Annotated in this window: 17 protein-coding genes and 1 riboswitch; of the genes, 10 read left to right on the forward strand and 7 right to left on the reverse strand. The window is 71.6% G+C overall.

Annotated features, from left to right (window positions below; all coding sequences use genetic code 11):
- Positions 1-98 precede the first annotated feature (98 nt).
- The gene (glyA, locus tag AC3A3J_RS13670; RefSeq protein ID WP_487672791.1) at positions 99-1373 is read right to left on the reverse strand and encodes a serine hydroxymethyltransferase; all 1275 of its coding nucleotides are present in this window, start codon (positions 1371-1373) and stop codon (positions 99-101) included.
- Between the two features lie 39 nt (positions 1374-1412).
- A riboswitch (ZMP/ZTP riboswitch) is annotated at positions 1413-1497 on the reverse strand.
- 52 nt (positions 1498-1549) lie between these two features.
- Between glyA and AC3A3J_RS13675 the strand changes: the two genes are divergently transcribed.
- The 6 genes from AC3A3J_RS13675 to AC3A3J_RS13700 all read left to right on the forward strand — a co-directional run bounded on the left by AC3A3J_RS13675 (position 1550) and on the right by AC3A3J_RS13700 (position 9013).
- Positions 1550-3106 carry a beta-N-acetylhexosaminidase gene (locus AC3A3J_RS13675; RefSeq protein WP_487672792.1) on the forward strand — a complete coding sequence of 519 codons (1557 nt, stop codon included), beginning with the start codon at positions 1550-1552 and terminating at the stop codon, positions 3104-3106.
- The gene (nagA, locus tag AC3A3J_RS13680; protein WP_487672793.1) at positions 3103-4278 is read left to right on the forward strand and encodes an N-acetylglucosamine-6-phosphate deacetylase; all 1176 of its coding nucleotides are present in this window, start codon (positions 3103-3105) and stop codon (positions 4276-4278) included. The genes AC3A3J_RS13675 and nagA overlap by 4 nt, the downstream gene beginning before the upstream one ends.
- A gap of 429 nt (positions 4279-4707) precedes the next feature.
- Complete coding sequence (locus AC3A3J_RS13685) at positions 4708-6870, forward strand: sigma-70 family RNA polymerase sigma factor (protein ID WP_487672794.1); 2163 nt, start codon at positions 4708-4710, stop codon at positions 6868-6870.
- A 10-nt stretch (positions 6871-6880) separates the two neighbouring features.
- Positions 6881-7252 carry a YrdB family protein gene (locus AC3A3J_RS13690; protein ID WP_487672795.1) on the forward strand — a complete coding sequence of 124 codons (372 nt, stop codon included), beginning with the start codon at positions 6881-6883 and terminating at the stop codon, positions 7250-7252.
- The gene (locus AC3A3J_RS13695; RefSeq protein WP_487672796.1) at positions 7249-8613 is read left to right on the forward strand and encodes an FAD-binding oxidoreductase; all 1365 of its coding nucleotides are present in this window, start codon (positions 7249-7251) and stop codon (positions 8611-8613) included. Before AC3A3J_RS13690 ends, AC3A3J_RS13695 begins: the two co-directional genes overlap by 4 nt.
- On the forward strand, positions 8606-9013 hold the full coding sequence (locus AC3A3J_RS13700) for an NUDIX hydrolase (protein ID WP_487672797.1): 408 nt from the start codon (positions 8606-8608) through the stop codon (positions 9011-9013). The genes AC3A3J_RS13695 and AC3A3J_RS13700 overlap by 8 nt, the downstream gene beginning before the upstream one ends.
- A 39-nt stretch (positions 9014-9052) precedes the next feature.
- On the opposite strand, the gene nagB is transcribed toward AC3A3J_RS13700, so the two are convergent.
- From nagB to AC3A3J_RS13720, 4 genes are all read right to left on the reverse strand, one after another.
- Positions 9053-9832: a glucosamine-6-phosphate deaminase gene (nagB, locus tag AC3A3J_RS13705; RefSeq protein WP_487672798.1), complete on the reverse strand. Its 780-nt coding sequence runs from the start codon at positions 9830-9832 to the stop codon at positions 9053-9055.
- Positions 9825-10751, reverse strand: coding sequence for an ROK family protein (locus AC3A3J_RS13710; protein WP_487673119.1), 927 nt, complete (start codon positions 10749-10751; stop codon positions 9825-9827). The genes nagB and AC3A3J_RS13710 overlap by 8 nt, the downstream gene beginning before the upstream one ends.
- A gap of 80 nt (positions 10752-10831) precedes the next feature.
- Entirely contained in the window at positions 10832-12019 is a 1188-nt protein-coding gene (locus tag AC3A3J_RS13715; RefSeq protein WP_487672799.1) for an ROK family transcriptional regulator, read from the reverse strand.
- A gap of 75 nt (positions 12020-12094) precedes the next feature.
- Positions 12095-15430: a family 20 glycosylhydrolase gene (locus AC3A3J_RS13720; protein ID WP_487672800.1), complete on the reverse strand. Its 3336-nt coding sequence runs from the start codon at positions 15428-15430 to the stop codon at positions 12095-12097.
- 25 nt (positions 15431-15455) lie between these two features.
- On the opposite strand from AC3A3J_RS13720, the gene AC3A3J_RS13725 reads away from it, so the two are divergent.
- Both AC3A3J_RS13725 and AC3A3J_RS13730 read left to right on the forward strand, forming a co-directional pair.
- Positions 15456-15860 (forward strand): RidA family protein, encoded by a 405-nt coding sequence (locus AC3A3J_RS13725; protein ID WP_314646097.1) that lies wholly within the window; start codon positions 15456-15458, stop codon positions 15858-15860.
- A 90-nt stretch (positions 15861-15950) separates the two neighbouring features.
- Positions 15951-17417 carry a L,D-transpeptidase gene (locus tag AC3A3J_RS13730; protein ID WP_487672801.1) on the forward strand — a complete coding sequence of 489 codons (1467 nt, stop codon included), beginning with the start codon at positions 15951-15953 and terminating at the stop codon, positions 17415-17417.
- 78 nt (positions 17418-17495) lie between these two features.
- Here AC3A3J_RS13730 and AC3A3J_RS13735 read toward each other — a convergent pair whose 3' ends face one another.
- Positions 17496-19715 (reverse strand): NADP-dependent isocitrate dehydrogenase, encoded by a 2220-nt coding sequence (locus AC3A3J_RS13735; protein ID WP_487672802.1) that lies wholly within the window; start codon positions 19713-19715, stop codon positions 17496-17498.
- 119 nt (positions 19716-19834) lie between these two features.
- Here AC3A3J_RS13735 and AC3A3J_RS13740 point away from each other — a divergent pair, with 119 nt between their 5' ends.
- The gene (locus tag AC3A3J_RS13740) at positions 19835-20293 is read left to right on the forward strand and encodes a GNAT family N-acetyltransferase (RefSeq protein WP_487672803.1); all 459 of its coding nucleotides are present in this window, start codon (positions 19835-19837) and stop codon (positions 20291-20293) included.
- 130 nt (positions 20294-20423) lie between these two features.
- Positions 20424-21863 carry a GH1 family beta-glucosidase gene (locus AC3A3J_RS13745; RefSeq protein ID WP_487672804.1) on the forward strand — a complete coding sequence of 480 codons (1440 nt, stop codon included), beginning with the start codon at positions 20424-20426 and terminating at the stop codon, positions 21861-21863.
- A 3-nt stretch (positions 21864-21866) separates the two neighbouring features.
- Here the strand turns inward: AC3A3J_RS13745 and AC3A3J_RS13750 are convergent, their stop codons facing one another.
- The gene (locus tag AC3A3J_RS13750; RefSeq protein WP_487672805.1) at positions 21867-22691 is read right to left on the reverse strand and encodes a hypothetical protein; all 825 of its coding nucleotides are present in this window, start codon (positions 22689-22691) and stop codon (positions 21867-21869) included.
- Positions 22692-22694: the final 3 nt, after the last annotated feature.

Here is a 22694-nt window from a genome sequence, read left to right on the forward strand (position 1 = left end):
TCGTCTCCTATCGAACGGACGCCGAGACACCACACGGCGCCTGAGACAGCACGGATGCCGTGGTGTCGCGTGGCCGTCGTGGTGTCTCGGCGGTCGAGTTACTGCTGCAGGTCCGGGTAGAGCGGGAACGCGGCGGCGAGGGCGTCGACGCGGGCGCGGAGGGCGTCGACGTCGGCACCGGGCTGCAGTGCGAGCGCGATGATGTCGGCGACCTCGGTGAACTCCGCGTCGCCGAAGCCACGCGTGGCGAGGGCGGGCGTGCCGATGCGCAGGCCCGAGGTCACCATCGGCGGACGCGGGTCGTTGGGCACCGCGTTGCGGTTCACCGTGATGTGGATGTCGTGCAGCAGGTCCTCCGCCTGCTTGCCGTCGATCTCGGCGTCGCGCAGGTCGACGAGCACGAGGTGCACGTCGGTGCCGCCCGACCGCACGGCGATGCCGGCGTCGGCGACGTCCTGCTGCGAGAGGCGCTCGGCGATGAGCGAGGCGCCGCGCAGCACGCGCTCCTGGCGCTCGGCGAACTCGGGCGTCGCGGCGAGCTTGAAGGCGGTCGCCTTGGCGGCGATCACGTGCATGAGCGGGCCGCCCTGCTGGCCCGGGAACACGGCCGTGTTGATCTTCTTGGCGATGTCGGCGTCGTTGGTGAGGATGAAGCCGGAGCGCGGGCCGCCGATCGTCTTGTGCACGGTCGACGAGACGACGTGGGCGTGGGGCACCGGGTTCGGGTGCAGGCCGGCGGCGACGAGACCGGCGAAGTGGGCCATGTCGACCCAGAGCAGCGCGCCCACCTCGTCGGCGATCGCACGGAAGGCCGCGAAGTCGAGGGTGCGCGGGTAGGCCGACCAGCCGGCGATGATGACCTTCGGCTTGTGCTCGAGGGCGAGGCGGCGCACCTCGTCCATGTCGATCGTCGACGTCTCGGGGTTCACCCCGTAGGCGACGATGTCGTAGAGACGGCCGGAGAAGTTGATCTTCATGCCGTGCGTGAGGTGCCCGCCCTGGTCGAGCGAGAGGCCGAGCAGCGTGTCGCCGGGGCGGGCGATCGCGTGCAGCACCGCCGCGTTCGCCGAGGCGCCGGAGTGCGGCTGGACGTTGGCGAACTCCGCACCGAACAGGCTCTTCGCGCGCGAGATCGCGAGTTCCTCTGCGACGTCGACCTCTTCGCAGCCGCCGTAGTAGCGGCGCCCGGGGTAGCCCTCGGCGTACTTGTTCGTGAGCACCGAACCCTGCGACTGCAGCACCGAGACGGGAACGAAGTTCTCGCTCGCGATCATCTCGAGGAAGGTCTGCTGACGCTTCAGCTCGCGGTCGAGGACCTCGGCGATCTCGGGGTCGACCTCGGCGAGCGAGGCGTTGAAGTAACGGTCGGTCATGATGACGGGCTCCTCTGACGACGGATTCGAAGGGGTGTTCTCATCGGCCCAGGCGCGCGGTCGAATTCCGTGGTCGGTCGCTCCCCGGTGGTACCCCACCCAGACGCCAGTCGCGACAGAACGAGCATAGCGGATGCGCCCTGGCCTGTTTGCCATGGGCGCGCTAGGTTTTGTTCATGGTCTTTCCAGATGCGCTCCCCCTGGTCCCGCTCCCCGTGGAGGCCGTCGAGGGCGATGGTCGGATGCCCGTGACCGCCGCGTCGCGCATCATCGGCGACACCCCCGCCGCCGACATCCTGCGCGCGGCATGGGGCCGCCGCGGTGCGCCCGTGCCCGATGTCGCCGACGACGGCACGGTGCCGGCGGCGGGCGACATCGTCCTGCGCCTCAAGCCCGGCACCGCCGCCGATCTCCCTGCCCCCGCGCCCCATGCTGGAGAGGGCTATCAGCTCCGCGTCGACGAGCATGTCGAGCTCACCGCTCCCACCGAGGCGGGGCTGTTCTACGGCGTGCAGACGCTGCTGCAGCTGCTCCGCCCGGATGCGCACGACGGCGGCTGGAGCATTCCCCGCGTCGTCATCCGCGACGCGCCGCGCTTCGCGCACCGCGGCGTCATGCTCGACGTCGTGCGGCACTTCTTCGACGTCGACGAGGTGCGCCGGTTCATCGACGCCACCAGCGCACTGAAGTTCAACCGTCTGCACCTGCACCTCACCGACGACCAGGGATGGCGCGTGCAGATCGACTCCTGGCCGCTGCTCACCGCGCGGGCCTCGGCGACCGCGGTGGACGGCGACCGCGGCGGCTTCTACACGAAGGACGACTACCGGGCGATCGTCGCGTACGCCGCCTCGCGGCACATGGTCGTCATCCCCGAGATCGACCTGCCCGGCCACACGCACGCCATCGGCGTCGCCTATCCCGACCTCGTCGAGGAGCCGGTGCTCAACGACGGCCTCGTGACGCAGGCCGCCGAACTCGATCAGGGCCTGCCGGTGAAGGGCGAGCCGTATCAGGGGTGGGGCGTCGGGCACTCCAGCGTCCGCATCCGCGACGAGCGCACCTACGGGTTCGTCGCCGACGTCGTGCGCGAGCTCGCGGAGATGACGCCCGGGCCCTACATCCATCTCGGCGGCGACGAATCGCTGGGCACCACGCAGGACGACTTCGACCACTTCGTCGAGCGTGCGACGCGCATCGTCGTCGAGGCGGGCAAGGTCCCGATGGGCTGGCACGAGATGGGCGCCGCCGCGGGCATCGCCGAGGGCACGGTCGGCCAGTACTGGGGGATGACCGAGCCTTCGACCTCGCACGCCGCCCACGCCGCGCACTTCGTGGAGCGCGGCGGTGCGCTCGTCATGTCGGCGGCCGACGCGACCTACCTCGACATGAAGTACGACGCCGACTTCCCGCTCGGCCTCTCGTGGGCGGGCTTCACCGACGTCCGCACGGCGTACGAGTGGGAGCCGACGGCGGTTCTCGACCTGCCGGACGACGCGATCCTCGGTACCGAGGCGCCGCTGTGGTCGGAGACGACGCGCACCCTGTCGGACGTCGAGCGACTCGTGTTCCCCCGGGCCGCCGCCGAAGCCGAGGTCGCCTGGTCGCCCCGCCACGCCGACGGGCGCACCTGGGAATCCTTCCGCGCCCGGGTCGGCCACATGGCGCCCCTGTGGAAGGCTGAGCGGATCGACTTCCACCCCGCCACGGAGATCACCTGGAGCGACCGATGACCTCGCCGACGTCCCCCCGTCCCGCTCTCGTGATCCACTCGGTGCGGATCGTCGACCGCGGCGCCGTCCACGACGACGCGTGGGTGCGGTTCGAGCACGGCCGGGTCGCCGCCCGCGGCACCGGAGACGGCTGGGCGCCCGCCGACGACGTGGTCGATGCGGCCGCCGTGGCCGGCCCGCGTGCGCTGCTCACCCCGGGATTCATCGACATCCACGGCCACGGTGGTGCAGGCGCCTCGTTCGACGACGGGGTGGAAGCCATCCGCACCGCGCGCGCCCTGCATCGCACCCACGGCACCACCCGCGCGGTCGTGTCGCTCGTGACCGCGCCGATCGACGAGCTCGCCCGCAGCGTCGCCGCGATCGCCGACCTCATGCAGACGGATGCCGACGTCCTCGGCTCCCACCTCGAGGGACCGTTCCTCGACCCCGGCCATCACGGCGCGCACGAGCCGTCGCTCCTGCGCGAGCCGCACGCCGACGACGTCGATCGACTGCTCCGCGCCGGGCGCGGCACCATCCGCCAGGTGACGATCGCCCCCGAGCTGCCGGGAGGGATCGGTGCGATCCGTCGGATCGTCGCCGCGGGTGCCGCCGCAGCGGTGGGCCACACCGACGCCGACGCCGCCATCGCGGCCGAGGCCTTCGCCGCCGGGGCCTCCCTGCTCACCCATGCCTTCAACGCGATGCCCGGCATCCACCACCGCGCACCGGGCCCCGTGCTCGCCGCCGCCGCCGATCATCGGGTGACGCTCGAGGCGATCGCCGACGACGTGCACCTCGACCCGCATGTCGTGAAGCTGCTGTTCGACACCGCCCCCGGCCGCGTGGCCCTCGTCACCGACGCCATGGCGGCGGCGGGCAGCGCCGACGGACGCTACGACCTGGGCGCGGTGCGCGTCGTCGTCGAGGACGGCATCGCCCGCACCGTCGACACGGGCGCGATCGCGGGTTCGACCCTCACTCAGGACGAGGCGCTGCGCCGCACGGTGGCCGCGGGAGTGCCGCTCGCCGATGCCGTGCGCGCCCTCACCGAGACCCCTGCGGCCGCGGTCGGCGTGGCGGACGAGGTCGGAGCCCTGCAGCCGGGAATGCTGGCCGACGCCGTGCTGCTCGACGCCGAGCTGCGCGTCGCGCGCGTGTGGACGGGTGCGGCCCTGCGGCGCGCGTGACTCCCCTCGACGAGGCGGGGCCGCCGATCCCCCCGGATCGGCGGCCCCGTTCCCCGCACGAGAGAAGGGGGCCGGGAACTCCTCCCCCGAGGCTCCCGAACCGCCCGACCGATGCGTGATACCCCCGCGCAACGGCGCCGGAACTCCGCCCCCCGGTGGAGTTCGTCATGGCTTTCTCACTGAAGAGACGCACGACGGGGCGTTTCATTACGCGGGTGGCGAGAAAAATCTGGAGCTTGGTTCGATGCCTCTCCGAATATCCACGCTGATCTGGGGTTCCTCACCATGGACGAGAAGCTCCGCAAGTTGTCCACACCCCTGGCCAACCTGGGAGATCCGGGAGAGAATGGATGATCCGCGTGATGAAATCAGCCATCACGCGTCTCACCGTGTGGATTCGCAACCGCGCTCCACGATCGAGGGACGACTGTGCACGAAGACAACACCGCTGCGGGCATCGACGACACGACCGCCGACGCCGATCTCATCCTCCGCACCCGCTCGGGTGACACGGAGGCGTTCGGCGAACTCTGGCGTCGCCACTACCCCGCCGGCGTCACGGTCGCGCGTTCGGTCACGAGTTCGATCGACGCCGACGACCTCGTGCAAGAGGCCTACACGCGTATCTACCAGGCCATCGTCAAGGGCGGCGGCCCCAACGGCTCCTTCCGCGCCTACCTCTTCACCAGCATCCGCAACACCGCGGCGGCCTGGGGCCGCTCCCGTCGCGAAGACGCCATGGACGAGCTCGACACCGTGGCTCACCCCGACAGCACGGAGCAGGCCTCGAACGAGGCCCTCGACCGCAGCCTCACCGCGCAAGCGTTCCGCAGCCTTCCGACGCGATGGCAGGAGGTGCTCTGGTACACCGAGATCGAGCAGATGCGCCCGAACGAGGTCGCGCCACTTCTCGGCATGAAGGCCGGCGCCGTCTCGCAGCTCGCCTTCCGCGCGCGCGAAGGTCTGCGCGAGGCCTGGATCCAGGCGCATCTGCGCAGCGCGACCCCCGGCTCCGAGTGCCAGTGGACGATCGAGCACCTGGGCGCCTACTCGCGCGGCAACCTCGGCACCCGCGATCACCGCCGCATCGAGGCGCACCTCGACGAGTGCGCGCGTTGCATGATCGTCGCCGCCGAGGCGAAGGACGTCTCGAAGCGCCTGGCGCTCGTGCTCCTCCCCCTGGTGCTCGGCGTCACCGGGGCGTCCGGCTACCTCGCCGCCCTGCAGGGGGGTGCCGCTCCGATCGCCGCTCTCGCCGCTATGCCGTCGAGCATCGCGAACGGTGTGGTCGTCGGCGACGGTGGAACGGGTACTGCGGCGGCGACCGGAACCGGCGGAACCGGTTCCGCCGGTGGTGCGGGCGCGGCGGGATCCTCGAACGGAGCAGGTGCCGGCGGGGCCGGGAGTGCCGGGGGCGCAGGCGGCTCAGCCGGGGCCTCCGGCGGGATCCTCTCGGGGATGGGAGCACTGGTCGGCGCCGGCTCCGCAGCCCTCGTCGTCGCCGGTGTTGTCGCCGCCGCCACGATCCTCCCGGGGCTGGCCGGCGGCGATGCGGCCACCTCGCTCCCCAGCGCCGGTGATTCCGACTCGTCCTCGATCTCGTCCAACGTCGAGCCCGACGACGCCATGAACGCGGATGCCGACGCCGACGAGCTCGACAAGACCGACGAGACCGAGAAGGATGCCGACGAGGTCGAGGTCGATCCGGAGGAGACCCCCGAGGACGAGCTCGAGCTGAGCGGCCCGGAGTCCGCGATCGAGGCACCCGACGTCGCGCCGGTGGGAGCGTCTCCCGCGGCGCCCGGTTCTGCGACGCCGACCGTCCCCACGACGCCGACGACGCCCGGCCAGGGCGAAGAAGGCCCCGGTACAGGCGAGCCCGGCACGGACGACCCCGGCACAGGCGAGCCCGGCACGGAGAACCCCGGCACCGGCGAGCCCGGCACCGAAGACCCCGACACCGGCACTCCCGACCCCGGCGCCCCCCAGGGAGCCCCCCGCATCGTCGCGGTCTCGGGCTGCACGTACCCCGCGACCGTCCGCGACGTCACCCTCACCCGGTACACCGTGCAGATGCAGGGGGTACCGGGCGCCACCGTCACCGCGTACATCGGCGGATTCCTCGACTACACGATGGGAGACCTGCTCGATGCGCAGGGCGACGGCACGGTCGAGTTGCTCCCCCAGCACTGGCAGCTCGTGAGCAACCTGCCGATCACGTTCTCGTACACCGTCGAGGGTCAGCCGGTGCCGGGCACCTACTCGCAGCCGGTCGTGCTGAGCGCTCTGCCCGTGCAGATGCTCGGCGAATGCGACCCGGGCACCGTCGATGAGGTCGACGAGACCACGACGCCGACCGAGCAGGCGCCGGTCGAGCAGGCACCGGTCGAGACTCCGGTCGATCCGGCCGCCGACCCGTCGCCCGCGGCACGCCCCGAAGGTGACGACGAGGCCACCGACATCGAGGCGCAGCAGGCGCCGCAGAGCACGGCGCCGGTCGCGACGTCGGAGCCCCTCGCCCCGGTCACGACCCCGGTCGACGAGACCGTGCCCGCCGATGCGCCGGCCGGAGAGCCCGTTCCCGCCGAATAGACTGGGGATCATGCCGCAGGATCCCGCTTCCGTCCCCGGCGTCGAACGGCCGGTCATCACCGTGCTCGACGTCATCCGCGCCGTCGTGCTGGTCGTGGCCGTCGCCTCGCTCGCCCTGTGGGGCTTCGCCACCTGGGACCTGCCGTGGAACGTGGTGTTCGGCATCGGCGCCCCGGTGCTCGTCATCCTCGTCTGGGCGCTGTTCCTCTCGCCGCGCCCCGTCCTGCGCGTGCACCCGTTCCTCCGCGCCGCGGTCGAACTCCTCATCTACGTCGGCGTGACCATCGCGTGGTGGTCGATGGATCAGGCGCTCATCGGCTCGGCCTTCGCTCTGGTCGCAGTGGTCGCCGGTGTGATCAGCGGGCGGCGCGCACTCGGATGACCGTCGTCGAGCAGCTGACGGCCGTGCTCGGCGATCTCGTCGACACCGATGCCGCAGCGCTCGACGCCGCCCGTGCCGACCGCTCAGGCCACGCGGCGCCCGGTCGACCTCTCGCCATCGTGCACGCCGAGACCGTCGGACACGTACAGCAGACGCTGCGCATCGCGACCGCCACCCGCACTCCCGTCGTCGTACGCGGCGCCGGGACCGGCCTCGCCGGTGCGGCGAACGCGGGCGAGGGCACCATCGTCCTCTCCACCCTGCGCATGACCGCGATCCTCGACGTGCGCGCCGACGACCTGATCGCCGTCGTCGAGCCCGGAATCCTGAACGCCGACCTCGACCGCGCACTCGCCCCGCACGGAGTGTGGTGGGCGCCCGACCCTGCGAGCCGCGAGATCTCGACCGTGGGCGGCAACATCGCGACGGGCGCCGGCGGCCTGCTGTGCGCGAAGTACGGGGTCGTGCGCGACGCGGTCCTCGGCGTCGACATCGTGCTCGCCGACGGGCGCCTGCTGCACCTCGGCCACCGCAGCGTCAAGGGCGTGACGGGTCTCGATCTGACCTCTCTCGTCATCGGCTCCGAAGGCACCCTCGGGGTCATCGTCGGAGCCACCCTCAAGCTGCGGCGCCGCACGCCCGGGGCCGTCTGCACTCTCGCCGCGACATTCCCCGACGTGCGCGCCGCGGCCGCCGCATCCGCCGGGGTCACCGCCGCCGGCATCCAACCGGCCATCATGGAGCTCATGGATGCGGCGAGCCTTCATGCCGTCCACGCTCTGCTGCGCCTGCCCGCCCCCGCGCCCGGCACCGCCCAGCTGACGATCCAGACCGATGGTCCCGCGGCAGCCGCCGACGCCGATGCCATCGCGGGCGTTCTCCGCACGTACGGCGGGTCCACGACCGTCACCCAGGATGCCGACGAGGGAGAACGCCTGCTGGCGATCCGCCGTTCCATGCACGCCGCGATGGCGTCGCTCGGCACGACCCTGATCGAAGACGTCGCGGTGCCGCGCAGCGCGATGCCCGCGATGTTCGACGAGATCGCGCGGATCGAGCGCCGCTACGGACTGTCGATCCCCACGGTGGCGCACGCCGGCGACGGCAACCTGCACCCGAACTTCATCTTCGAGGGGCCAGACACCCCCGAGATCGTATGGCGCGCCGCCGACGATCTGTTCCGCGCCGCGATCGCTCTCGGCGGCACCCTGACCGGCGAGCACGGCATCGGCACCCTGAAGAGCCGGTGGCTCGCCGAAGAGCTCGGCGACGATCAGTGGGAGCTGCAACGGCAGATCACCCGGGTCTTCGATCCGCTCGGCCTGCTCAACCCCGGAAAGGTGTTCGCCGACCGTGCCTGACATCCTCGTGAGCGCCGCCATCCTCACCGACGCCGACGGCCGCGTACTCGTCGTGCGCAAGCAGGGCACGACCCGGTTCATGCAGCCGGGCGGCAAGCCGGAGAGCGGTGAGACGCCGTCGCAGACGCTGCGTCGCGAGCTGCACGAGGAGCTGGGCCTCGTGCTCGGCGACGACGACCTCCGGCCGCTCGGTCGCTTCGTGTCGGCCGCCGCCAACGAGCCCGGCCACCGAGTGGTCGCCGACGCGTTCGCGGCGACCATCGACCCGCGCACGGTGCGCGTGCAGGCCGAGCTCGCGGAGTTGCGGTGGATCACCCCGTCGGATATCGACGGTCTGCCGCTCGCTCCCCTGAGCGTCGAGCACCTGCTGCCGCTCGCGTGGCCCCGGGCGTCCGCCTGACCCTGCGCAGCTCCCGTGCGGCCCGACGACGGGCTGTCGTCAGATGCCCTGCCAGGTCGGCTTGTTCGCGAAGGTGTACCGGTAGTAGTCGGCCTGGGTGAGCTGTGACGCCGCCGCCTCGTCGACGACGACCGTCGCGTGGGGGTGCAGCTGGATCGCCGAGCCGGGGAGCGAAGCCGTGAGCGGGCCCTCGACAGCCGCAGCGACGGCGGCGGCCTTGCTCTCCCCGAAGGCGAGGAGCACGAGATGCCGCGCCGCGAGGATCGTTCCCAGCCCCTGCGTGATGCAGTGCATGGGCACGTCGTCGATCGAGTCGAAGAACCGTGCATTGTCGACGCGCGTCTGCTCGGTGAGGGTCTTCACGCGGGTGCGCGACGCGAACGACGAGCCGGGCTCGTTGAAACCGATGTGACCGTCGGTGCCGATGCCGAGGATCTGCAGGTCGACGCCGCCGGCCGCCGCGATGGCCTGCTCGTAGTCCTCGCCCGCGTGCGAGATGGTCTCCTCCGCGCCGTTCGGCACGTGGATGCGCTGGGGGTCGAGACCCAGCGGTTCCACGACCTCGCGCGTGATCACCGATCGGTAGCTCTCGGGGTGAGCCGGGTCGATGCCCACGTACTCGTCGAGCGCGAAGCCGCGCACCTGTGCGACGTCGCGGCCGGCGAGGAGCGGCCGCAGGGCCTCGTACACCGGAAGGGGGGTCGACCCCGTGGCGAGGCCGAGCACCGCGTCTGGCCGCCCGTCGATCAGCGCCACGATCTCGGCGGCCACCAGGGCGCCGGCGGCTTCCTTGTTCTCGACGATGATGACCTCAGCCATGGAACACGATCTCCTTCTCGGGAACGGCGGCGCCGACGAGTGCGGCGCCGAAGGCGGCGGCGGGCGAACCCGTGGCCAGGATCTCGATGCGCTCGTCGAGGTGCAGCGACCGCATGAACGGCGACGCCTCGGCCTCGGTGCGCAGCGCAGCGCGGATGCCCTCCTCGAGCCGCGCGCCGAGCGCGGTCAACCCGCCGCCGATGACGACGGTCTCGACATCGGCCGAGAGCACGAGCACGCGCACGGCGGCGGCAGCTCCGTGGTGGAGGTCGGCGCGCAGGGCGGTCGCCGTGGGGTCGCCGGCATCCGCGGCGTCGAGGATGTCGGCCACCGGCAGCTCGCCGGGGCGCCCCCACGCTTTGGCGAGCGCTCCCCCACCGCACAACGTCTCGATGCATCCGCGCTGTCCGCAACCGCACAGGCGTCCGTTCGGGTCGACCGAGATGTGACCGACCTCGCCGGCCGTCCCCCGGGCGCCGCGGCGGATGCGTCCGTCGAGCACGATGCCCGCGGCGACGCCGGTCCCGAGGTTGAGATAGGCCATCGACCCCGTCGCGCCGCGCAGCACGGCGGCGCCGAGCGCCGCGGCCTTGACGTCGTTCTCGACGCGGAAGGGGATGCCGAGGACGGTCGAGGCGCGACCCGCGAGGTCGAGCGACTCGACTCCCAGATTCACGGCATGCAGCACCCGGCCCGTCTCGACGTCGACGACACCGGGGATGCCCACGCCCGCCGAGCCGATCGAGGCGAGGGAGAGGTTGTTCTCCGCGGCCAGCGCGGTGACCGCCTGGGCGATGCTGTCGACGACGGCGTCGTCGCCCCACCCGGTCGGCCGGCGGTGGCGACCGACGATGTCTCCGGAGCGGTCGACCGCGACGGCGTCGATCTTGGTACCCCCGACGTCGAGGCCGACGCGGATCGCGCGACCAGCGGGCTCGTCGACAGCGACCGTCTGCTGCGAACGGAGCTCCGCGCCGTCAGGGCTCGGGGCGGTGAAGGTCACGAGACTCCCAGCTGAGCGGACAGCACCATCACCGCAGCACCGCGGAGGACGATGTCCTCCTGCCGGGTGAGTCTGATCAGGGCGTCTTCGAACACGCCCTCCAGCGTCCGCGCGTGCAGCGTCTCGACCGCGGCGTCGATCAGCACGCCGTCGAGCAGTTCGCCCGGGCCGGAGAGCACCACCTCGGACAGATCGAGGGCGGCGACGATCGGGGCGATCGCGATGGCCATGCGGGTCCCCGCGTCACGCAGAAGCGTCTCGCGCTGGTCGGGCTGCGCGGCGAGCGCCTCGGTGAGCCGGGTCTCGCTCAGCCAGGCTTCGAGGCATCCGTCCTTGCCGCAGGCGCAACGCGGACCGCCGTCGGTGCCGACGGTCACGTGGCCGATCTCGCCCGCCGCGAACCGGCTGCCGAGCAGGGGCTGGCTGCCGGTGATCACGCCGGCACCGACACCGCGGCCGATCTTGACGAGCATGAAGTCGGCGCGTGCGTCGCCAAAGGTGTACTCCGCCAGCACGGCGGCGTTGGCGTCGTTGCGCACCAGGACCGGCAGGTCGAGGGCGGCGCCGAGCTTCTCCTCGAGCGGCAATCCGCTCCAGCCGAGGTTGGGCGAGCTCAGCACGACGCCGTCGGGGCGCACCACACCGGGGGTGCCGATGCCCACACCGAGCAGCGGACGCGTCGATGCCTCGACCAGCGCGCGGGCCAGTTCGAGCGTCGCGGCGTATGCGGCATCGCCGTCGGGGCTCTGCGGCCGGGCGACCTCGCGGCGGTCGATCACGTCTCCGTCGAGGGTGAGCACCGCTCCCGCGAAGGAGGTCGGTCCAGACAGATCGAGGCCGATGATCTGATGGCCGCCCCGGTCGATGTCGATGAGGATCGGCGGCTTGCCGGGTCCGGCGGTCTCGCGCACACCCATCTCGATGACGATGCCGTCGGCGATGAACTCGGCGACGAGGTCGGAGATGGTCACGCGGGTGAGTCCCGTCTCGCGCGAGAGGTCGGCGCGGGACATCGCTCCGGCGTGGTAGAGCGTCTGGAGCACGAGGGCGCGGTTGTGGCCGCGGGCGTGCTCCGGCAGGACCTTCGTGCGGGAGCGAAGGTGTCGACCGGGGCCGAAGGCGTGCGCGTTGGCGTCGACGAACGAGGACGTCGACGCGGAGCGCGATTCATCGGACACGGACATGTTTGTTAGTGAACCTTACGAACATGATTTGCGCAACCCCGCACGCGGGGCCGCCGGAGGCCGGTTACCGAAATGTTACGTGCGTGCATCCGTCTCGCCCACCCCCTCCGATCGATCGCGCAGACGGGCCACCAGCCCCTGCACGATCTGCTCGCGCGCCTCGCGCGTCATCGGCTTCCCCGGCACCCCCGGACGCCGCTGGCCGGGCGTCGGACCGTCAGGGGAACGGTAGCGCACACCCGCGGCCCGCAGCCGGCGCAGATGCGTCGGCAGGCGGAGCGCGAAGTCCGAGAAGGGCGGCGGGTCTCCCCCGTCCCACAGCCGCTCGGCCACGGCGGCGAGGCGCGGGAACAGAGCGAAGTCGACGCGGTCGCGCGTGGGCAGATGCTCGGTCCACACGTTGGCCTGCCCGCCGACCGCCCCCTGCTCGACGCGCAGCGCGTACACGCGCTCGAGGTCGAGCGGCGGCCCCACACGGATCGGCTCCTCGGGCGACTCCGACTGCGGGTAGTCGAGGTACACGTGCAGGTCGGGGCACGCGACCACGGGGATGCCCCGTCGCACGGCCTCTCGCATCGCGACGGGTCCGCGCCATGCGAGGATCCGCACCCCGTCCGGCACGTCACCCTCGAGCACCTCGTCCCAGGCGAGCGCCGTACGTCCACGCGCGCGCACGTGCCCGACGAAATGCCGGGTGAACCAGGGCTGCACGTCGTGCGGCGTCGCCAGGCCGAGTTCGCGCATCCGCGCCGCCGCAGCGGCGCTCTCGGCCCATTCGGTCACCGGCACCTCGTCGCCGCCGATGCCGATCCACGGCGAGTCGAACACGTCGCACAGCGCGTCGATCGCTGCCCGCCCGAAGGCGAGCGACTCCTCGGTCGGGGCGAGGGTGCGGGGGTTAACCCCGAAGCGCTCCCACGGCCCCGTCACGGGATCGCCGACGTCGGTGTTGCCGAGCGCCGGGTACGCGGCGAGCGCGGCCTGGATGTGCCCGGGAAGCTCGACCTCCGGCACCAGCGTGACGAACCGCTCCGACGCGTGGGCCACCAGGTCGCGCAGCTCGTCGGCGGTGTAGAAGCCCTCGTGCACGCCGGATTCGACGGTCGCCTCGGGGCCGTGACCGCGCTGCGTCGCCGCGCGACGAGCGCCGACATCGGTCAGACGGGGGTAGCCGGGCACCTCGAACCGCCACCCCTGGTCGTCGGTGAGGTGCAGGTGCACGACGTTCAGATGATGGTCGGCGGCCAAGTCGATCAGCCGGCGCACATCGGCGGCGGGGCGGAAGTGGCGGGCCACGTCGAGCATCACTCCGCGCCAGGCATGCGCGGGCGACCCGCTCCAGGTGCCGGCGGGGATGACGACGTCGGCCGCCCCCGGCTCGCGGAGCTGACGCAGCACGGTCGCGCCGCGGAAGACGCCCGCGACCCCGCCGCCGCGGATCTCCGCTCCCCGCGCATCGACGGTCAGGCGGAAGGCCTCCTCGCCGATGCGCCCGCTGGCCTCGATCTCGGCCGCCAGATCGGCGTCGACGACCAGGCGGATCGCGGGAACGCCGGCGTGGGCGGCATGCGGCGCACGGATGCCGTCCGCACCGAGACGACGCGCAGACGCCGCGAGCGCCTCGTCTTCTGCGACGACGGGCGTATCGGGAACCCAGCGGAATCCCGGCGCGTCGATGTCGAGGTCGGCGCGCACCCGCGGGACGGTCGCCCGGTGCGGGGGCGGCGGCATCCGCAGCGCTCCCCCGGGCGTCGCACCCGTCACGACGCCGTCGCGCACGACGACGGCACCGGAGACCACCACTTCGCGGATGCCGGTGGGCGGGGTGCGCGGTGCGTCGAACGTCGCCCCGGCTGCCACCGTGCGCGGGTCGAAGAGCACGAGGTCGGCCATGGCGCCCGCCCGCACCGCTCCGCGCGGCGCATCGCCGCGGTCGAGACCGAGTCGTCTGGCCGGCGCCCCGGCGAGGTGGTGCACCGCCTGCTCCAGGGTGAGCACTCCCTCGTCGCGGACGTAGTGGCCGAGGTAGCGCGCGAAGGTGCCGTGACCGCGCGGGTGCGGACGCGCCCCGATGAGGATGCCGTCGCTGCCGCCGGTGTGACGGGGATGCCGCATGATCTCGCGCACGTTGGCCTCGTCGCCGATGTGCATGAGGATGCCGGTCGCGCCGCCGTCGGCGACGATGGTGTCGAGGACGACATCGACCGGGCGTCGCGCCTCGGTGACGGCGATCTCGGCGATCGTGCGCCCCACCAGATGCGCCAGACCAGGGTTCGCCGTGCCCGAGATCTGGATCTGCTCCCAGTCGGCGCGCTCACCGTGGAACCCGTCGCAGCCGATGTCCTCGAGCTCCGCCCGCACGGCCTCGCGACCGGCGGCGTCGAGCGCGGCGAGGGTGCCGATGAGGTCTCCGCCTTCGGCGAGCCTGCTGGGCAGCAGCGCCGCGAGCGTCGTGGCGCCGGGGAGGTAGGGGTAGGTGTCGAGCGTCACGTCGACGCCGTCGGCGACGGCCTCATCGACGAGCGCGAGGAGCTCCGAGGCGCGGCCTCGGTTGGGCGCGAAGTTCATGGTGGCGTGCGTGAGGTGGACGGGGCATCCCGTGCGACGCCCGATGTCGAGCGCCTCGCGATAGGCGTCGAGCGCCGCCGCTCCGTAGCTGCGGGTGTGCGGGGCCCAGTACCCGCCGCGCTCGGCCACCACCCGGCAGAGCGCTTCGAGCTCCGCGGTGTCGGCGTACATGCCCGGCGTGTACGTGAGCCCGCTCGACATACCGAAGGCACCGTCGTCGAGCGCGTCCGCCAGGAGCCGCTGCATGCGGGCGATCTCGCCCGTCGACGCGGGCCGGTTCTCGTGTCCGACCACCATCATCCGCAGGTTCCCCTGCGGGACGAGCACGGCGGCGTTCGCGACGGCGGTCGCGTCGATCGCCGAGAGCAGGTCGTCCACGCTCCGCCACGGCGCGGTCGTCGGACCGTTCCACCCCGCGATCTGCGCGGCGACGACCGGTGCGGTGGCGTCGTCGAGCGGTGCGTAGCCGAGGCCGTCCTGTCCGATCACCTCGGTCGTGACGCCCTGCAGGATCTTGGCGTCGTGCGCCGCGCCCGAGAGCACGGCGAGGTCGCTGTGGGCGTGCATGTCGATGAAGCCGGGCGCGAGCACAAGGCCCCGCGCGTCGACCTCCGCCCCTCCCTCGGGGATCACGACCTCCGGCTGGGGCCGACCCTCCGGAAGCACCGCGACGATCCTGGCCCCTTCGACCGCCACGTCGGCGACGTAGCGATCCGCCCCCGTCCCGTCGACCACCGTCGCGCCGCGATACACGCGCACTCGACCCTCGGCGGCTCGTTCCGCGCTGAGGAGAAGCGGTTCCGTCACGCTTCCGACGACGTCATCCGGAATTTGTTGAGGCATCTAACAAGGCTACTAGTCTGGTCCCATGACCGCGAAGACCCGTATCTCCACCGACCTCGCCCCCGCTCCCGCTCACACCTTCTCGCAGGGCGTGCGCAAGGGCCCGTTCGTCCAGGTATCCGGACAGGGCCCCGTCGACCCCGACACGAACGAGTACCTCTTCCCCGGCGACGTCGCCGCGCAGACCACCCGCACGCTCGAGAACGTGAAGGCGATCGTCGAGGCATCCGGCGCCACCTTCGACGACGTCGTGATGCTGCGCGTCTACCTCACCAAGCGCGAGGACTTCCCGATCATGAACGACGCGTACGGCGCTTTCGTCGAGGCGCACACCACCAGCGGCGTCCTGCCGTCACGCACCACCGTCTTCACGGGTCTGCCGCGCGAGGAGATGCTCGTCGAGATCGACGGGATCGCCATCGTCGAGTGATCCACCGGGGAGGCGACGACGGACCGTTGCCTCCCCGTTACATGCTTTCCCGTACGATTGTCAAAAGCCGACACGTTTGATGACCGGGGGGTGAAGTTCGTGACGGATGTGATCTCGACTCACGATGCTGCGACAGAAGAGCGCGACAGCGCGCCCGACAGCGGCACCGATATGCCGCCGACGGGCGACCAGCCGCTCGCCTGGGCGCCCCGCGACCCCGAGCCCAAGAAGCGCCGTCTCGGCCTCTGGATCGGGCTCTCGCTCGGCGTCGTCGCCCTGGGCGCCGGAGCCGCATCGATGGTGCTCATCGCCCCGGGCACGAGCGTCGCCGGTATCAACGTCGGGTGGATGACTCCCGGGGCCGCGGCCTCGACGATCGAGTCGCACCTCGCCGAGACGACCGTGACCCTGACGGGAGCGGGTGGCGACACCGAGCTCACCGGATCCGACCTCGGCATGAACATGGACGCCGAGGCTCTCGCAGACGAGGCCTTCGCCTCGCGCCCCATGTGGAACCTCGGATCGTGGATGGGCGAGCCGCTCGCGGGCGAGATCACGGTCGACGCCGCCACGGCCACCGCCGTGCTCCGCGGCGCCGTCCCCTCCAGCTTCAGCGACCCCGTCGACGCGGGCGTCGTCTTCGATGCGGCGAGCAACGCCTTCGTCATCACCCCGTCCACGCCCGGCACCGCCATCGATGTGAACGCCCTCACCGCGGCCGTCTCCGACGCCGTCGCCGAGGGGCGCGACAGCGTCGAGTTCTCCGGCGAGCCCGTGCCCGCCGCCCCCGCCGTCTCCGACGACGACGCCACGGCCACGATGACCACGCTCAACACCATGCTGGGCACCATCGGCTTCTACGTCGGCGAGGAGCGCACGGTCCCCGTCGAGCCGGCCGTCGCCGCGACCTGGCTGAGCGTCGTGAACGACGACGGCACGCTGCGCATCCAGACCGACCAGGCCGCGATCCAGGCCACCGTCGACACCCTCCCGGGTCTCGTCGACAGGGCGCCCGAGAACGCGACGAACATCGTCGACTCCGCCGGCAAGGTCCTGCGCGAGGAGAAGGTGGGCGTGAACGGCCGCACCGTGGGCGACACCACGGGCGTCGCCGCCGGTTTCGCCGAGCAACTCGCCGAGGGCAACGGCGTGTACGCCCTGCCGGTCACCGAGGTGCCGTTCGAGTCGGTCAACCTGTTCCGTCGCATCGACATCAACCTCAGCTCCCAGCGGGCGACGCTCTACGAGAACGGCGCTGTCGTCAACAGCTGGGCCGTCTCGACCGGGCTTCCCGGTACACCGACACCCACCGGCAACTTCAAGGTCTTCGCCCACACCGCGAAGCAGGACATGGGCTGCTACCCCGGCGCGCCGTACTGCACCGAAGATGTGCCGTGGATCACCTGGTTCACGACCAACATCGGATTCCACGGCACCTACTGGCACAACAACTACGGCCAGCGCATGAGCCACGGCTGCGTGAACCTGCCGATCAACCTCGCGAAGTACGTGTACGACTGGTCGCCGGTCGGCCTCGAGGTCTCGGTCCACAACTGACCCGGCAACCCTCCGGTACGACCGGGGGTACGAAGAAGGGCGGATGCCGAAGCATCCGCCCTTCTTCGTACCCTGGGCTCAGCGCAGGGCGTCGACGATCCCGTTGAACGTGGCCGACGGGCGCATGACCGCCGAGACGAGCGCGTCATCCGGACGGTAGTAGCCGGCGATCTCGACGGGCGACCCCTGCACGGCGTTCAGCTCCTCGACGATCTTCTGCTCGTTCGCCGACAGCGCCTCGGCGACCGGGGCGAACGCCGCGGCGAGCTCCGCGTCCTTCGTCTGCTTCGCCAGCTCCTGCGCCCAGTACAGGCCGAGGTAGAAGTGGCTGCCGCGGTTGTCGATCGTGCCCAGCGCGCGGCCCGGCGAACGGTCCTCCTCGAGGAAGGTCCCGGTCGCGGCGTCGAGCGTCTCGGCGAGCACGCGCGCCTTCTCGTTGCCGGTGCGGTCGGCGAAGTGCTCGAGCGAGGCCGCCAGCGCGAAGAACTCGCCCAGCGAGTCCCACCGCAGGTAGTTCTCCTCGACGAGCTGCTGCACGTGCTTCGGCGCCGAACCGCCCGCACCGGTCTCGAAGAGCCCGCCACCCGCGAGCAGCGGGACGATCGAGAGCATCTTGGCGCTCGTGCCCACCTCGAGGATCGGGAACAGGTCGGTGAGGTAGTCGCGCAGCACATTGCCGGTGACCGAGATCGTGTCGAGGCCGTGACGCATGCGCGCGAGCGTGTAGCGCGTGGCCTCCTCCGGCGCGAGGATCGTGAGGGTCAGGCCGTGGGTGTCGAGCAGGGCGAGACCCTGGTGCACCTTCGCGATGATCTGCGCGTCGTGCGAGCGGTTCGCGTCGAGCCAGAACACGGCGGGGGCACCGGTCGCACGGGCGCGCGAGACGGCGAGCTTGACCCAGTCCATCACCGCGATGTGCTTGGTCTGCGTGGCGCGCCAGATGTCGCCCGCGGCGACCTCGTGCTCGATGAGCGCGTTGCCCTCGCTGTCGAGGATCTGCACGACACCCGCCGAGGCGATCTCGAACGTCTTGTCGTGGCTGCCGTACTCCTCGGCCGCCTGCGCCATCAGGCCGACGTTCGGGACCGTGCCGATGGTGGCGGGGTCGAGCGGACCGTTGGCGATGACGTCGTCGATCACGGCCTGGTAGACGCCCGCGTACGACGAGTCGGGGATGACCGCGATCGTGTCGTCCTCACCGCCGTCCTGACCCCAGAGCTTCCCACCGTTGCGCACGAGCGCGGGCATCGAGGCGTCGACGATCACGTCGCTCGGCACGTGCAGGTTCGTGATGCCCTTGTCGGAGTTGACGTACGACAGGCGCGGCCCCTCGGCCACGGCCTTGTCGAACGCGGCGGCGATGGCCTCGCCGTCGGCGAGCTGCGACAGACCGGCGAGGATCGACCCCAGACCGTCGTTGGGGCTGAGGCCGGCGGCGGCGAGCTGGTCGCCATAGGTGGCGAACACGTCGGCGAAGAACGTCTTCACCACGTGACCGAAGATGATCGGGTCGCTGACCTTCATCATGGTCGCCTTGAGGTGCACCGAGTACAGCACGTCGTCGGCCTTCGCCTGCTCCAGCGTCTCGGCGAGGAAGGCGTCGAGCGCTGCGGCCGAGAGGAACGTCGCGTCGATGATCTCGCGCGGCAGGACCTTGAGCCCCTCCTTCAGCACGGTGACGGTGCCGTCGGCGGCGGTGTGGCGGATGCTCAGCACGTCGTCGGACGCGGCGACCCAGGACTTCTCGTTGGACTTGAAGTCGTCGTGGCCCATCGTGGCGACGCGCGTCTTCGATCCATCGGCGAAGGCCTTGTTGCGGTGCGGGTGCTTCTTCGCGTAGTTCTTCACGGCGAGCGGAGCACGGCGGTCGCTGTTGCCCTCGCGCAGCACGGGGTTCACGGCCGAGCCCTTGATGCGGTCGTAGCGGGCACGCACGTCCTTCTCCTCGAGCGAGGAGGGGTCGTCGGGGAAGTCCGGGATGTCGTACCCGGCCTTCTGCAGCTCTGCGATGGCCGCCTTCAGCTGCGGGATGGATGCCGAGATGTTCGGCAGCTTGATGATGTTCGCCTCGGGCAGGGTCGCGAGACCGCCGAGTTCGGCGAGGGCGTCCCCCACCTGCTGCTCGGGCGTGAGCTTCTGCGGGAAGGCCGCGAGGATGCGGCCACCCAGCGAGATGTCGCGGGTTTCGATGTCGATCCCCGCCTGGCCGGTGAAGGCCTGCACGATCGGCAGCAGGGAAGCGGTCGCGAGAGCGGGTGCCTCGTCGGTGTAGGTGTAGATGATGGCGTCGTCAGTCACCGGATGATCTCCGTTCACGAGGGCGATTTGTCTCGATACCAAGATACCTGAGCGCTTCTCCGCGAGAAATCTGGCGACGAGCGCGTGTGCCCCCGCAGACGAAGGGCTAGCCTGGGGTCATGTCCGAACTGCGCATGGTCGAACTCTCCGCCGCGACGATCGTCGCCGTGAACAACCTGTCGCTCAAGCCCGGGCAGGAACAGTTCCTCGCCCCGGTCTCGTACGGGATCGCGGCGACCGTGATCAACCCGGCGACGTCGTGGCAGCGCGTCGTGCTCGACGGCGATGCCGTCGTGGGCTTCGTCAGCGCCAACTTCGACGCCGAGGCCCCCGAGGAGCACTTCCGCTCGGTGCTCTGGCGCATCAACGTCGACGCCGACGATCAGGGCCGCGGTGTCGGCCGGTTCGCCGTCGAGCAGCTGGTCGACGAGGCCCGCGAGCGCGGCTTCGACCACGTGAACGTCATCTACGAGGCCGGAGACGACGGCCCCGAGGCGTTCTTCCTGCGCGTCGGCTTCACCCCCGTCGGCGAGACGGAGTACGGCGAGGTCATCGCCTCCATCCGCGTCGCCGCCTGAGACCGGCGGCGGGGTCTCGAATCCCCTCCCCCATCGAGACCCCGTCGCCCTCGGCGCGCGATCGCGATGGGTCCCGATGGGCCCGTTGGGCGTACCGAGACCTGCACCGTCGACCTCGAGGAGATCACGCATGACCGCCCCGTCCGCGCCGCACGACGACTACCGGGGCTCCGGCCTCGTCTTCCCCGACGGGTTCACGTTCGGGTCGGCCACCGCGGCCTTCCAGATCGAGGGCGCCGCCACCGAAGACGGCCGCACGCCGTCGATCTGGGACACGTTCAGCCGCACGCCCGGCAAGGTCTGGAACGGCGACACGGGCGATGTGGCCTGCGACCACTACCACCGCGTCGAGCAGGACCTCGACCTGATGGCCGACCTCGGGCTGCAGGCGTACCGCTTCTCGATCGCCTGGCCGCGCATCGTGCCGACGGCATCGGGCGATGTCAACCGCGCGGGCGTCGACTTCTACTCGCGGCTCGTCGACGGGCTGCTCGACCGCGGCATCCGCCCCGTCGCCACGCTGTACCACTGGGACCTGCCGCAGTACCTCGAAGACGCGGGCGGCTGGACCGCGCGCGCGACCACCGACGCGTTCGAGCGCTACGCCGAGGTGATGGGCGCGGCGCTCGGCGATCGCGTGCACACCTGGACCACCCTCAACGAACCGTGGTGCTCGGCCTACCTCGGCTACGGCCAGGGCGGGCACGCTCCGGGTCGCCACGAGCCCGCCTCGGCGCTGGCTGCGGTGCATCATCTGAATCTCGCGCACGGACGCGCCGTGCAGGCGCTACGCGCCACGTCGACGGGTGACCCGGACTACTCGGTGACGCTGAACTTCCACGTGCTGCGCGGTCAGGGCGACGGGGCGGACGAGGCGATGCGCCGCATCGACGGGCTCGCCAACCGGGTCTTCACCCAGCCGATGCTGCGCGGCGAGTACCCCACCGACGTGATCGCCGACACCGCGGCGGTGACCGACTGGGCCTTCGTGCAGGACGGCGATCTCGACGCCATCCGTCAGCCCATCGACGTGCTCGGGGTCAACTACTACTCCACCGCGACCGTGCGGCTGTGGGACGGCGTCTCGCCGAAGCAGCAGCACGACGGACACAAGGGCGCCGAGGGCGGCACGGCCTGGCCGGGCAGCGATGAGGTGGTCGAGTTCGTCGCGCAGCCGGGCCCGTACACCGCGATGGGGTGGAACATCGCCCCCGAGGGCCTGGAGGAGCTGCTCGTGTCGCTGTCGGAGCAGTTCCCCGAGCAGCCGCTCGTGGTCACCGAGAACGGCGCCGCATTCGATGACACGGTCGCCGACGACGGCAGCGTGCCCGACCCCGAGCGCACCGACTACCTGCGCCGGCACTTCACCGCCGCGCACCGCGCCCTGGAGCGGGGGGTCGACCTGCGCGGCTACTTCGTGTGGTCGCTGCTCGACAACTTCGAATGGGGATACGGCTACGCCAAGCGGTTCGGCATCGTGCGCGTCGACTTCGAGACCCTCGAGCGCACGGTCAAGGACTCGGGCCTCTGGTACCGCGAGCTCGTGCGCACGCGAACGGTCACCGGCTGACCGCTACCGGCGCGGCGGACGAGGGCCGTCGGAGTCGCGCGGGCGACGCCGGGCGTTCCACGCCGCGAGGGCCGACGCCGCCGCCCGCGCGGTGCGATCGATCGCCTCGCTCGATCGCGCGAACGCCTCCTGGGCCGCGTCCTGCCAGCCCGCCGCCGTACCGGATGCACCGTCGGGATGGCGCGCGGCGTACTCGGCGACGTCGAGCGCCCTGGCCAACCGTGCCACGGCATCGCGATACGCGGAGTACTCCGCCGGCGTCGGCGCGTCTCCGGCGTACCGCCGGGCCTCCGCCGCCTCCCCCGCAGCGCGCAGATAGGCGGCGGTCGCGGGTTGCCGCGCATCCGACATCGCCGGATAGGCGATCTGCAGTGCGGCGTCGGTCTCGTATTGCATCCATCGCGCGACCACGGCGTCGTGCTGCGCCCGCAGGCGCTCGAGCGGCCGTGGGGCGGATGCCGGGGGCACGGACGCTCTGGCGGCGCTGAGCTGTGCGCTCCGGGCGCGCACGTCGGCGACAGCGGCCTTCGCCGCGCGCTCGGCATCGCGGAGCATCCGCTTCGCACTCGCCACCTGCTCCGGCGATGCCCGTCGCGCCCCGCGCTCCGCGGCGATGTGCGCGTGCTCCGCCCGCGCGACGCGCACCACCGAACGGCGCTCGATCACCGTCGCCCGCGCCGCGCGCAGGTCATGGCGCGCCGCGTCGACCGCGATGCGGCGTCCGCTGCGCGTGCTGCGCCGCCGCACCGCCAGCGCACCGGCGGTGAAGCCGCCCGCGCCGACGGCAGCGGTCCACCACCATTCGCCGAGGAGCAGCAACGGGTCCATGAT

It is taken from the genome of Microbacterium sp. Soil_N32 (assembly GCF_057655505.1).